The 13,465-nt window shown below is 63.0% G+C and carries 9 protein-coding genes; 5 read left to right on the top strand and 4 right to left on the bottom strand.

Translation table 11 applies throughout. From position 1 onward, the window contains the following. The first annotated feature begins 704 nt into the window (after positions 1-704). Entirely contained in the window at positions 705-2,411 is a 1,707-nt protein-coding gene (locus tag B9A97_RS13030; RefSeq protein WP_084365768.1) for a glycoside hydrolase family 32 protein, read from the top strand. Between the two features lie 16 nt (positions 2,412-2,427). On the opposite strand, the gene B9A97_RS13025 is transcribed toward B9A97_RS13030, so the two are convergent. After that, positions 2,428-3,843, bottom strand: a complete 1,416-nt coding sequence (locus B9A97_RS13025; RefSeq protein ID WP_084365767.1) for a serine/threonine protein kinase — start codon at positions 3,841-3,843, stop codon at positions 2,428-2,430. Between the two features lie 6 nt (positions 3,844-3,849). Beyond that, positions 3,850-4,587: a metallophosphoesterase family protein gene (locus B9A97_RS13020; RefSeq protein WP_084365766.1), complete on the bottom strand. Its 738-nt coding sequence runs from the start codon at positions 4,585-4,587 to the stop codon at positions 3,850-3,852. Between the two features lie 243 nt (positions 4,588-4,830). Between B9A97_RS13020 and B9A97_RS13015 the strand changes: the two genes are divergently transcribed. Beyond that, positions 4,831-6,318 carry a pyruvate kinase gene (locus tag B9A97_RS13015; protein WP_084365765.1) on the top strand — a complete coding sequence of 496 codons (1,488 nt, stop codon included), beginning with the start codon at positions 4,831-4,833 and terminating at the stop codon, positions 6,316-6,318. A gap of 6 nt (positions 6,319-6,324) precedes the next feature. On the opposite strand, the gene B9A97_RS29375 is transcribed toward B9A97_RS13015, so the two are convergent. Both B9A97_RS29375 and B9A97_RS13005 read right to left on the bottom strand, forming a co-directional pair. After that, positions 6,325-6,636, bottom strand: coding sequence for a hypothetical protein (locus B9A97_RS29375; RefSeq protein ID WP_143530436.1), 312 nt, complete (start codon positions 6,634-6,636; stop codon positions 6,325-6,327). Positions 6,637-6,775: 139 nt separating this feature from the next. Further along, on the bottom strand, positions 6,776-10,285 hold the full coding sequence (locus tag B9A97_RS13005) for a hybrid sensor histidine kinase/response regulator (RefSeq protein WP_084365763.1): 3,510 nt from the start codon (positions 10,283-10,285) through the stop codon (positions 6,776-6,778). A gap of 193 nt (positions 10,286-10,478) precedes the next feature. Here B9A97_RS13005 and mscL point away from each other — a divergent pair, with 193 nt between their 5' ends. From mscL to galE, 3 genes are all read left to right on the top strand, one after another. Beyond that, positions 10,479-10,910, top strand: a complete 432-nt coding sequence (gene mscL, locus B9A97_RS13000; protein WP_084365784.1) for a large conductance mechanosensitive channel protein MscL — start codon at positions 10,479-10,481, stop codon at positions 10,908-10,910. Positions 10,911-11,035: 125 nt separating this feature from the next. Then, positions 11,036-12,205, top strand: coding sequence for a pyridoxal phosphate-dependent aminotransferase (locus B9A97_RS12995; RefSeq protein ID WP_084365762.1), 1,170 nt, complete (start codon positions 11,036-11,038; stop codon positions 12,203-12,205). A gap of 170 nt (positions 12,206-12,375) precedes the next feature. After that, complete coding sequence (gene galE, locus B9A97_RS12990; protein WP_084365761.1) at positions 12,376-13,410, top strand: UDP-glucose 4-epimerase GalE; 1,035 nt, start codon at positions 12,376-12,378, stop codon at positions 13,408-13,410. The last annotated feature ends 55 nt before the right edge of the window (positions 13,411-13,465 follow it).

Below are 13,465 nucleotides of genomic sequence, written 5' to 3'. Positions count from 1 at the left end.
CAGCGCATCCACAAAACTGAACTGGCCATCCCGTCGAACAGACATCAAATCCCCTCAAATCGCTGCAAACCAACTGAATCACATCAGCCGAATTTTGCAACAGTCCCTCAAGGGGGGAGATCGGATTGCAGCGCCGTATCTGCCTCACTCGGGCTGGTGGTTCTCATTGGACTTCGTTGCAGTCCAGATATCGACGTTTCGGGATATCTCGGTGGCTTCAAAAGCTAGCGCTGGCGATGGTTCGATCTCCCCCCTTGAGGGGGAGATGGGCGGCAGCCCAGAGGGGGGTACGCGCAGGCAACACCCCATCAGAAGAGGCTTGGTGTCTGCTCGGGCTGCGCCCTCCCACACCAAAAATTATGTCGGCTATTGGCGCAAGTGCCGCTTTCCCGTTTGCCGACGGGGTGGCGCCTGCCAGGCGCAAAACCCTCCCAACCATCCCGATGGCTTGTCCCGCCCTGTGTTCACGGCAATTCCCGCCTGCGCGATGGCGTCTCCAACATGCTTCGATATTCCACGGAATCCGGACCTAACCGCGAAAGTCTTTTCTTGGCGAAAGCCGGGCCGCCAAAAAGACATCTGACCGCGCTACGTCCTCCCGAAGCGCCCGATGGGATGCCATCAAGGGAACCCCGGGGAAATGGCAAGGCTTTCTACCTGAAACTATGCCCCACCCCCAGGAGTAAGCCAGGAAAGGACCGCCAATGAACGACGCCATGGCCGCCGAAAGAACCTCCGCCCGCGTGCTGCATGTGGATCTGCCCGTCAATTCCATCCTGCATATCTGGCTCAAAGCCATGGTACCGGGGGTCCAGGGCACGCTGTCTTTCGTCAGTCCCAATGGCAAGTTCGGCGAGGTGCTGGCCACGAACACCGAGGAATATTCGTTCCGGATCTTCCATGTGTTCGGCGGCGGCCATTTCGAGCTGCATTACGATCTGGAGACCACATCGCTTTCCGTCGCCTACTGGTTCACGCCGTCAGACGTGATCGAGACGGGCATCACCGTGATCCACACCAATCCGGGCAACGCCCCGCCCGATCTGCCTGGCGGATATCACTTCCGCCCGCCTTTCGGCTGGATGAATGATCCCAATGGCTTTGGCCGTTTCGGCGGCCGGCCGCATCTGTTCTACCAGCATTATTCCCACGGCTTGCGCTGGAACAACATGCATTGGGGCCATGCGGTGTCGTCGGACTACCTGCGCTGGCGCCATCTGCCAATCTTCCTGTTTCCCTCGGAAGAGCTGGGTTCGCGTCCGGACAAGCGCGGCGGCGCCTTTTCCGGCTCGGCGATCGCCCAGCCCAACGGGCCGGGAATCCGCGTCTTCTTCACCGATCAGGAAAAGGATCGCCAACCCGAGGAGCAGATCCAGCTGACGGCCACCTCGGCAGACCTGTTCAGCGCCGGCCAGGCGGAGGTCATCCTACCGCGCCGGCCGCAAGGGGAGGGGCTGACGCCTGACTTTCGTGATCCCTATGTGTTTCGCGGGCCAGATGGCCTGTGGAAGATGCTGCTCGGCAGCCAGAGTGCCGAGGGTGGCGTCATCCTTCTCTATGACACCGAGGACCGGGCGGCGGCCGGCGGCTGGACCTATCGTGGCCGGCTGCTGGTAGAGCGCCGCTTCTCCACCACGGCGATCGAATGTCCCTGCCTGCTGCCGCTCGATGGGCCGGCCACCAGCCCTTTCACCCGCTGGGTGCTGATCTATGGCCTGATGACCAGCGAGGACCCCGCAACCGGCCGCAAGAACCTGACAATGGCGGAAGTCGGCTGGTTCGATGGCCAGACCTTCGTCAAGGAGTTCGAGCAGGAACTCGATTTCGGCACGGATAATTATGCCTTCCAGGCCTTCATGGATGGCGACACACCCGTCGGCATTGGCTGGCTGGCAAACTGGGCCGATGCCGGCCCCACAATCGATTTCCCCACGGCCATGACCCTGCCGCGCACCCTGCAGCTTGAGGATGGCGCGCTTCTCACCCCGCCTATCGGCGCGGCGGAAAGCCTGCGCAGCCAAATTCTTGACCGCACGCGCCTGGCATCGGGCGCTCCCGTGACCTTCATCAACGGGGCGGTGGAAATCCTCTTCGAACTGGCCGAACCGGGCCTATCCTTTGATCTGGAGCTGGACCATCCCGGCACCCGCCTGGGCGTGGTCTGCGATGATGACGGGCTATGGATCCGCCACGCGGTCGGGGATGCGCCGTCGCCGCGCTATATCGCGCTTGGCGCCCGGCCCCGGCGGATCAGGATCTTCCTCGATTATGGCTCAATCGAAGTCTTCGCCGACCATGGCCGCTGGGCCGGCACCAAGCGCATCGATGGGTTTGCGCCGATCCGCTCGGCGCGGTTGACGGCCGGGCCCGGCGCCGTCACCCATGCCACGGTCTGGGCGCTCAAGCCGTGAAACGCCCTGGGCCGCTTCATTCCGCCGCCACGTCGCGGCCCTTGCGCACCCGCACAACGGTCACCGTGCAGGGCGCATGGGCGGCCACCTCGCCGGACACGCTGCCCAGCAGGGACCGCATGGCCGAGTCGGCGCGTGCGCCCATCACGATATGGTCCACCAGGTTCTCCCGAGCAAAGTTCAGGATCGCCTGGGGCGGGGAGACGGCCTCGATCACATGGTGCGTCACCGAGCCCTCCGCCGCCTTCAGCGGCTCCGCCCAGTGCTTCAACTGTACCAGCCGCGTCACATGCTTGCGGTTGCCGCTTTCGTCGAGATCGTCGTCCAGCGCGATGCGGTTGATCTTCAGCACGTTGAAACAGGCGATCCGCGCCTGCGGCGTCTTTTCGATGATCCGCTTCACCGTCAGCCGCAGCGCATCGGCAAGTTCCGCCGAGCCGTCGGAAAGGTCGATAGCCACCATCACGATCGGTGCATTGGCAAGCGCGGCCGCAGCGGCACTCAGCCGGGGCGGCTCGATCGGATCGGGGTTGAAGCGGCGTTTGAGCACCATGCGCCAGCCGTCGCGCGTCAGCTTTTCCGCCCTCGGGCCCAGCACCACCTTGGAGAGGTCCTGCAGGTCCATGGCCAGTTGCGCGGCACTGGGATGCCGCCGCGCGGGATCCACCTCCAGGCAGCGCAGGATCACCTCCTGCAGCGCCTTGGGGCAATCCGGCCTCAGCGCCCGCGGCGGGGGCGGGTCGCGCCACAGCCGCTTCTTCAAACCCTTCATGCCCTGCGGGTCGCCAAATGGCCGCTTGCCGGTGACGAAGAAATAGAGGAGCACCCCAAGTGCGAAGAGGTCGCTGCGAAAATCCGATCGGTTGCCCAAGACCTGTTCCGGCGCCATGTAGGGCGCTGTGCCGTAGGGCAGGCGGAACTCCTCGCTCATCAGGTCGGGCAGGTTGAGATGATGCGCCAGGCCAAAATCCACCAGCACGGCCTCGCCCGTCTTGCGGAACAGGATATTGGAAGGCTTGATGTCGAGATGAACGACATTCTGCCGGTGCAGGTCCGAAAGCGCCAGCGCAATGCGCGCACCGAGTGACACCACCTCGTCGATGCCGAGCGGCAAGTCCTCCAGGCGCGGATAGAGCGATTTTCCCGGCAGCCGTTCAAACACGATATAGGGCTGCACGGAAAAGTCGCCATTGGCGACGAAGCGCGGCACATGCGGACCAGACAGCCGGGGCAGGATCATCTGCTCCATCTCGAAGCCCACGATCATCGCCGCATCCGAGCCCGCAACGGTGTCCGGTACCTTCATCAGCATGGGAAAGTCGATATCCGGGCGCGTCACTGCATAGAGCTTTGACATGCCGCCACGATGCGCCAGCTCGACAATGGTAAAACCGTCGATCACACTGCCTGGCTTGAAGCGCTCTCTGTCCATGATCCGCTATTTCCCCGTCAGGAGCCGCTGCGCCAGGCTGTCGGGCAGGCCGGCGGCGCGGATCCTGGTGCTGGCGGCCTCGATGTCATAGGCTGCCTTGTGGAAACACAGCTCGCAGGTCTGCGTGTCATAGATCGCATAACCAGCGGCCGGATCGCCGTCGCGCGGCTGGCCCACCGATCCCACCACCGCCACCCAGCGGCGCTGGGCGAGCAGCGGGATCGGCGTCTCCCCGGTCGGTGCGAAGGAACAGACCTTGCCCGCACCCATGGAGTAAAGCCGGGGCCGGTGGACATGGCCGCAAAACCCCAGGCGCGCATCGCAGGCGGCGAAATGTCCGGATGCATCCTCCGTGTCGAGCAGGTAATTGAACCGCCCCGGCGCGGCTGCGCTGCTATGGACATACAGCCGGTCCCCCTCGCGCACCGTCAGCGGCAGGGCGGCCAGGTATTCCACATGCTCGGGAGAGAGTTGCTGTGCCGTCCACTGGATCGCGGCCCGCGCCGTCTCGTTGAGCGAGATCGAGGGGTCGTAGACGGCCTGGTCGTGATTGCCGCGCACCACCACCCCGCCGGCCGCCGCCAGAGCCATGGTTCGCTCCACGCACCAGGCGGGATCGCCGCCATAGCCGACGATATCGCCGAGAATGGCGAATTGCGTGGCATTGCGTGCCGTGGCGTCGGCAATGACAGCCTCGAACGCCTCCCGGTTTGCATGGATGTCGGTCAGTATCGCGATCCGCATGGCTCCTCCTCCCGCCCCTCCCTGGCTCTTGGTTCGCCGGCATCCTATCCCTGTTGCCGGATGGCCGCTATTCGTCGGAAGAAGGGGGAGGGGCGCTGTCCGGGGCGACATAGCGCCACACCTTATCCGTGGTCACGCTGCCGTTATGATCGCGCCATACTCTCGTGCGCTGATATCAGCGCCGCAACGACCAGTCCCACCCTGCGGCCGCATCATCGTGAGAGAAGCCGAGGAAACGCCGCCATGGACCAGATGTCCCCACGCCCCGATCAGGCCGTCGCCGCCGAATTGCTGGAGGCGATGCAGGATTTGAAGTCCAAGGTGGTTCAGGAGGCCGAGCCTGAAATCACCCGCTTCGGTGCGCAGGCTGTCGCCGCCGATCCCGCGCTGGCGAACCTCGCTTACTATATCGCGCTGCGGCGCCATGATCTGCGGCCGCTCCAGCGGCGCCTCATGCCGCTCGGCCTGTCGTCCCTCGGCCGGCTGGAAAGCCGGGTCATGCCGACGCTGGACGCCGTCATTTCAGCCCTGGCTGCCCTTTCGGGACATCAGGGCGCCGCCCTCCCGCCGGAGGACACGGAATTCTTCCGGGGAGAGCAAAGTCTGGCCGATGCCAGCGATGCCTTGTTCGGTAGCCCCAATCCGGGACGGCGCACCCGCATCATGGTCACCCTGCCAAGCGAGGCGGCTGAAAACCCCGGCTTCGTCCTGGAGCTTGCCAGAAGCGGCATGGATGTCGCCCGTGTGAACTGCGCCCATGACGATGCCGCCGCCTGGCGGGCGATGGCGGCCAATGTTCGGGCGGCGGGGCGTGAAATCGGTCGCGACATCGCAGTCTTGATGGATATCGCCGGGCCGAAGATCCGAACGGCTGCGGTTGAGACGCCGGACAAGAAGGCCAAGCTTCAGGCCGGCGACCGGGTGCGGCTCGTCGCCTCGGGCAAGCCGCGCTGCTGCGAAGATGTGCGTTTTTCCGCCGGCGTTTCCCTGCCGGAAATGGTCACCCGCCTCTCGGTTGGTGACCGCGTGCGCTATGATGACGGCAAGCTGGATGCCGTTGTCGAAAGCGTCGGCGAGGGCGAGGCAGTCATTCTGGTGCGCCAGACCAAGGCAAGCGGCGTAAAGCTCAAGCCGGAGAAAGGCATCAACCTGCCGGATACGGCGCTCGGCCTCTCGCCGCTCACGGCAAAGGACCAGAGTGACCTCGTAACAGTCGCTGATATCGCCGATATCATCGGCTATTCCTTCGTCAGCCACCCCGACGATATCGACCTTTTGGACGCAGCACTGGCCGAACAGACCGGCGAAAAGCGGCGGTTGGGGCTGATTGCCAAGATCGAACAGCCGGCAGCCCTCAGCAACCTGCCGGCGCTGATCGCCCGGGCACGGCAGCGCGGACCATTTGGCGTCATGATCGCCCGCGGCGACCTCGCCGCCGAGATCGGCTTTGAAAGGCTGGCGGAAATGCAGGAGGAAATCTTGTGGATCTGCGAGGCGGCATCGGTTCCGGCGATCTGGGCCACGCAGGTTCTGGAAGTCCTGGTCAAGGAAGGCGTGCCCTCGCGCGGCGAGATGACGGATGCCGCCATGGCCGGACGCGCCGAATGCGTGATGCTGAACAAGGGGCCGGCCGTCACCCGTGCCGTCACGCTTCTCAATGGCCTGCTGGCCCGCATGGATCAGCATGTCCTCAAGAAGACGCCGACCTTGCGGGCGCTGAAATCCTGGTAGCCGCGGTCACCAGTGCCCGCGCCGCTCGTGGTGGCGGTAGCCGTTATGCCGATCCTGCCGCTGCATCATGAACAGGGCATGCGGGTCGCGCTGCTGGTGTCGTGGGCGATAGTCGCGACGCGCGTCGTAGCGCCGCTCATGATGGCGCCGTTCGTAGTACCGGCGATCATTGTGGCGACGATCGTAATGCCGGCCCGGACCGCTTTCGAGAATGATCCGCCCGTTTCCGAACTCTGCTGAAAAGCTCTGGGCCGAAGCGGGTAGCGCCATGGACATGCAGAGCACGATGGCAGCAGCAATTCGTTTCATTCCCGGCATCGGTCTACTCCTCACGACCCGTTCTTCGCCCGTCACCATTGTTGTTCGCGGTGCGTGCTGATGCAGCACAATGTCTGTCCCGGCAGTTTGTTCCGGCACACCTGGTGCGTTGAGGATGATGAGGTTTTGCCGGGCTGGTCTATTCCGCTGCTGCGCGCTTGACGCCGGAGATCTGCGTGACGAAGGCCCGGAGTGCTGCAGGCCGCACCGGCTTGTGCTGCACCGATATCTCGTGCTTCTCCGCCTCGTGGCGAACCTCCGGAGTCCGGTCCGCGGTGATCAGCAGGGCGGGAACGGCGGTCTCATAGAGCGCGCGCAGCCGCAGGATTGCGCCGATCCCGCTGCCGTCGTCCAGATGGTAATCCGCGATGATCAGGTCAGGCGGGATTTTGGAAGCGGCAAAGATTGCATCGAGTGCATCGATCGAAGCGGCGCATTCCACCGTGCAGCCCCAGCCGGATAGCAAAAGGTCCATGCCCTCCAGGATCTTCGGCTCGTTGTCGATGCACAGCACCCGCAGCCCCTTGAGCGACAGCGACGCCTTGTCCGCCGCTGGCCGATCAGCGCTGGGCGCCGTCATCGGCATGGAGAGGTCGAGCGGGATGTGGACACGGAAGCTCGTGCCCTTCCCCGGCGTCGAGGACAATTGCACCTGGTGGTTCAGCACCCGGGCAATGCGGTCTACGATGGAAAGCCCGAGGCCAAGACCCGAGGCCGTCTTCATGCCCTCGTCCAGCCGGGCGAATTCCTTGAACACGGTGCGGAACTTGGAGGAGGGGATGCCGATGCCGGAATCCAGCACCTGCACGATCACCTCGTTGCCCTGGCGCCGCGCGCCGACCAGAACCCGCCCTGAAACCGTGTACTTGATCGCGTTGGACACCAGGTTCTGCACCAGTCGGCGCAACAGGTTGAGGTCGGATCGGACCCGGAGCGATGTCGGCATGACAGTAAGTCTCAGGCTCTTGCTGCGGGCCACAGGCGCGAAGTCAGTCTCGATACGCTCCAGCAACTCCTGCAGCGGCACCGAACTCAACCGGGGCTTCATCGCCCCGGTATCGAGCCTTGATATATCGAGCACCGCACCAAGGATCGTCTCCACAGATTCCAGCGAGGAATCGATGTTGCGCACCAGCGAGGAATTGTCGGAATCGCCGAGCCGCTCCACCAGCGAGGACGAATACAGCCGGGCGGCATTGAGCGGCTGCAGGATGTCGTGGCCTGCGGCGGCAAAGAAGCGGGTCTTGCCGATATTGGCCTCGTCGGCCGCTGCGCGGGCTTCGGCCAGTGCGCGGTTCACGCGGGTCAGTTCCGCGGTGCGCTCGCTGACACGCTGCTCCAGGGTTTCATTGGCTTGCTTCAAGGCATTGTCTGCCGCCACCTGGCTGGTAATGTCGGTAAAGGTGGCAACCAGACCCTTGTCAGGCATGGCGTTGCAGCGAACCTCGATGATGCGCGCCCCGCCGCCCAGCACCAGTTGGAACGGCTTGTCATACTGCTGGAAGTCGCGCATCACGCGGCTTTCCTCCGCCGCTGCGATATCTCCCCGGTCCGCCAGCAGGCCGATGATGTCGGCCAGCGGAAAGCCCACCTGTCCCACGTGCTCGGGCAGGTCCAGCAGGCTGCGGAAGCGGCGGTTCCAGATGGTCAGCCGGTTGTTGCTGTCAAAGACGGCAATTCCCTGGTCCATCTGCGAGAGGGCGGTTTGCAGCATGTCCTGGTTATATTGCAGCGCCTCGCTCGCCTGGTCGAGCAGCCAGGCCGTATCCGCCGAGGTATCCACGTCCTTCTGCATGATCAGCGATAGAACAAGCCGGGCCGAGGAGGACCCGATGGCGCTGCCCAGCAGTTGTTCGGAAAAATGGATGAAGGCCATGTCGGCGGGGCTGTCATCGGCCAGCTTCTGGCCGGCGGCCTGTTCGTAGCTGCGGAATGAGCGACGCATGCGTTCTTCCCCCAAATACCGGGCAATCGCCGTCTTCAGGTCGCCAACACTGACGCGGGTCTTCCAGCCACGCGTTGCGAACTGGGAGCGCGGATGCCGCTTCACGAAGATGCCAGACTGGATGCGCTCCACCGGCTTCGGATTGCGGCTCAGGCTGCCGATGACGAAGGCAAGGCAATTGATCAGCAGGCTGAACAGGGTGGCATTGACGAGTGAATCCGGGTTTGGCCCGGTGAACATGTCCAGCCCCGGGAACAGGAAGCCGAGAATGGTGGAGGCTAGTTCCGAATGATCCTCGGCACCGAAGCTCGGAAGAAACAGGAGATAGGCCCAGACGAGAAAGCCGCTGGACAGGCCGGCGATCGCCCCGCGTGCATTGGCCCGGCGCCAGAGCAGGCCGCCCAGCAGGGAGGGCGCAAGCTGCGCATTGGCGGCAAAAGCCAGGAGACCGATGGAGGCAAGCCCGGTGCTGTCGTCGGTCGAGCGATAATAGATATATCCGAGCATGATGATGACGAAGATCGCCGTGCGCCGGATATGCAGCAGCGTCTTGCTGAAATTGTCGCGGTCGCTGGAGCGGCCGAGCAGATGGCGCCGCAGGAAGAAGGGCAGCACCATGTCGTTCGACACCATGATCGACAGCGCCACCGAGGCAACGATCACCATGGCGGTCGCGGCCGAAAATCCACCGAGGAAGGTGATCAGCGAGATGAGCGGCATCTCGTAATGCAGCGGCAGCGACAGGACATAGAGGTCGGCATTGCCCGACCCGCCGAAGGTCAGGATCCCCGCAATCACAGCCGGCAGCACGAAGATGTTGATCGCCACCAGATAGAGCGGCATCAGGAAGCTGGCGAGCCGCAATTCGTTGGCGGTCCGGTTCTCGACCACGGTGACGTGGAACTGGCGCGGCAGCATGATCACCGAAAAGGCGGACAACAGGATCAGTAGCAGCCAGCGGCTGATCGGCGTCTCGTAGGACAACGCCGTCATCACTTCAGGCGAGGCCACCGCCTTGGCAACCATGTCGCTCGGACCGTCGAACAGGAAAAACACGACGAAGATGCCGAGCGTCCAGAAGGCGACCAGTTTGACCACGGATTCCATGGCAATCGCCAGGATCAGCCCGTCCTGGTGCTCGGTGGCATCCGTGTGGCGCGTGCCGAAGATGATGGCGAAACAGGCCAGCGAGAGGGCAACCAGCAGCGGAAGGTCGATGAAATAGAGATTGCCGGTGCCTATGCCATAGGCCGCCGGATCGACCATGGCGGCGACCGATCCCGACACCGCCTTCAATTGCAGGGCGATATAGGGAATGGTGCCGACCAGGGAAATGATGGTGACCAGCATGCCGACCACCGGGTTCTTGCCATAACGGGCGGCAATGAAGTCCGCGCCGGAGGTCAGCTTCTCGGCTTTGGCCACTTCGATGATGCGCCGGATGATCGGCATACCGATGGTGAAGACGAGGATGGGGCCGATATAGATGCCGGTGAATTCCAGCCCGCGTTCCGCCGCAAGACCCACGCCGCCGAAATAGGTCCAGGACGTGCAATAGATGGCAAGGCTCAGCGCATAGACGATCGGCCGGCCCTTTGCCGGCACGCCCAGCCTGCGGCTGCGCCGATCGCCATAGCTCGCCACCGCAAACAGCAGCAGCAGATAGGCGAAGGCGGATGTGAAGATGATCCACCCCGGAAGCATGCTTCCTCCCTCGCATTGCTTCAAAGACCACCGCAAGTCTAGGGGAAATGGGATGGATTTGAAATCGTGACGCGCTAGGTCTTAAGTCGAAGACTTGGGGACTGGCAATATGGCCGCAGGAGAATAGCTTTGCATTGACAGTCACCCCCACGTCTGCCGGCCTGCAATGCGCGCAAACCAAGAGGACCAACACGTGCTCAACGAATTCAAGACTTTTATCGCCCGCGGCAATGTCATGGACCTTGCCGTCGGCGTGATCATCGGTGGAGCCTTCGGCCTCATCGTCAGCTCGCTCGTCAACGACATCGTCATGCCGCTGGTCGGCGTCATCTTCGGTGGTTTCGACTTCTCCAACTATTTCCTGCCGCTGAGCTCCGCCGTCACGGCCGATTCCCTCGAAGAGGCCCGCAAGCAGGGCGCGGTGTTCGCCTATGGCAATTTCATCACCGTGGTCATCAACTTCCTGATCCTGGCATGGATCATCTTCCTTCTTGTCAAAGGCGTGAACAAGCTGCGCGCCTCGCTGGAGCATCAGGAAAAGAAGGAGAAGGATGCCAAGCCCGCACCGCCGCCGGCCGATATCGCGCTGCTGACGGAAATTCGTGACCTCCTGAAACAGAGATAACCCTCCATCCCTTCGCCGATGTGTCGGGCTTGCCATTGATCACGGAAATCGATGGCTGGCCCACGCTTTGTCATGGGATTTTCACCCTGTTATCGGCTAGAAGCGGCTCAAACGGAGATACACGAATGTCGGTTCTAGCCAGCCTCAGCCCCCGCGCGCTTGCCGCTCCCGAAAGCGGCATTGTTGAAATCATGAACTATGCCCGCGGGCGTGATGGCCTCATTCCGCTCTGGGCCGGCGAAGGCGACCTGCCAAGCCCCGACTTCATCAATCGCGCGGCAAGCGACGCCCTGATCGGCGGCGAAACCTTCTACACCTGGCAGCGCGGCATTCCGGAATTGCGCCAGGCCCTGTCGCGCTATTATGCGCGCCACTTCGGCGTCGACCTGTCGCCGGAGCATTTCTACGTCACCGGCTCCGGCATGCAGTCGATCGTGCTGTCGGTCCAGGCCCTGACCTCGCCGGGCGATGAAATGATCCACCTGTCCCCAGCCTGGCCGAACATCGTCTCGGCCATCGAGCTGGCGGGCGCCAAGTCAGTGGCCATGCCCCTGAGCTTCGAAGGCGGGCGCTGGGTGCTGGATCTCGAACGGCTTGAGGCGGCGATCACGCCGAGGACCAAGGCGATGTTCATCAACACGCCATCCAACCCGACCGGCTGGACCGCGAGCCGCGAGGACCTCGCCGCGATGCTGGCCATCGCCCGGCGCCATGGGCTCTGGATCCTCGCCGACGAAATCTATGCGCTGTATTATTTCGGTGGCGCCGCGCGGGCGCCGTCCTTCCTTGATGTGATGGAGGAGGGCGACCGCATCATCTTCGCGAACTCCTTCTCCAAGAACTGGTCGATGACCGGCTGGCGCGTCGGCTGGATCGTGGCGCCGCTCGAAATGGGCCAGACGATTGAAAACCTCATCCAGTATTCGACCTCGGGCGTTGCCCAGTTCATGCAGCGCGGCGCCGTGGCGGCGCTGGATCACGGGGATGGTTTCATCCGCGAGAACTACGAGCGGGCGCTGACCTCCCGCGACATCCTCTGCGATGCGCTGATCGCGACCAACAGGGTGGAGACGCTGAAGCCGGATGGCGCGCTTTATGCCTTCCTCAAGATCGACGGGATTGCCGACAGCCGCCTTGCCGCGCTCGACATCGTCGACAAGACCGGTGTTGGCTTAGCACCTGGAACGGCCTTCGGCATTGGCGGGGAGCAGTTCCTGCGCGCCTGCTTCCTACGCAATCCCGCCCAGGTGACGGAGGCGGCGGCGCGGCTTGCGGACTACGTTTCGAAGCTTTGATGCCAATGAGGCGCCATCGGCGAAACGCTAAAATTTTAGCGTTTCGGTTATAGTGGATTTAAGTATAGGCCCAGGAATTGGGCCTGTATTCCGCTCAAATCCACAAAAATAAACTTTGATAAATTTGCTTATGCTTTCCTCTCGCCCGGGATATTATGGGAATTGGACGCATGGCAATATTGGTCACGGGTGGAGCAGGCTATATTGGTAGCCATATGGCCTGGGCGCTTCTCGATGCCGGGCATGAGGTCGTGGTTCTGGACCGGCTGTCCACGGGTTTCCGCTGGGCTGTGCCTGAAAAGGCGCGCTTCTATCTCGGCGATGTCGGGGATAGGTCCTTGCTTTCGGAGATATTTGCCGAAAACGAGATCGAGGCGGTCATTCATTTTGCCGGCTCAATCGTGGTTCCGGATTCCGTTCTCAATCCGCTTGAATACTACGACAATAACACCTCGAAATCCCGGGTGCTGATCGCGGCAGCCATCGAGGCGGGGGTTCCGAACCTGATCTTTTCGTCGACGGCTGCGGTTTACGGCTCGACCGGGTCAAACGTGCCGGTGAAGGAGACCGCTCCGACCAACCCGGAAAACCCTTATGGCCAGTCCAAGCTGATGACGGAAATCATGCTGCGCGATGCCGCCCGCGTTCACGATTTTCGCTTCGTAGCGCTGCGCTATTTCAACGTGGCGGGCGCCGATCCGCAGGGGCGCACGGGCCAGTCGAACCGCAATGCCAGCCACCTGATCAAGATCGCCTGCGAGGCGGCGCTCGCCATGCGCGATCACGTCAGCGTCTACGGCACCGACTATCCGACACCCGACGGAACGGGGGTTCGCGACTATATCCACGTGGCCGACCTGGTGGCCGCCCACCTGCGTGCACTGGAATACCTGCGCAAGGGCGGGGCCTCGCTGATTGCCAATTGCGGCTATGGACGCGGCTATTCGGTTCTCGACGTGTTGAACATGGTCAAGCGCGTGAGCGGCCGCAATTTCGCGGTGAGCTTTGGCGCCCGGCGCTCTGGTGACGCGGCCTCGATCGTCGCGGATGCCACGGTGGCGCGCCAGGTTCTGAACTGGGCACCGCGGCATGACCGGCTTGAGAGCATCGTCCGCAGTTCGCTGGATTGGGAAGACCGGCTGCGCGGCGGTGAGCGGCAGGACATCGACCAGTTGCGCCAGCGCCTGGTTTCCAGCTGGGCATGACAACCGCAGATCCAGCGCCACCAGTTTGACGACAGCTTCGCGCGATAGTTTCCGA

The sequence above is a fragment of the Rhizobium sp. RU36D genome (assembly GCF_900176345.1).
GTDB lineage: Bacteria > Pseudomonadota > Alphaproteobacteria > Rhizobiales > Rhizobiaceae > Allorhizobium.
This window is presented reverse-complemented; position numbering and strand designations above follow the sequence as displayed.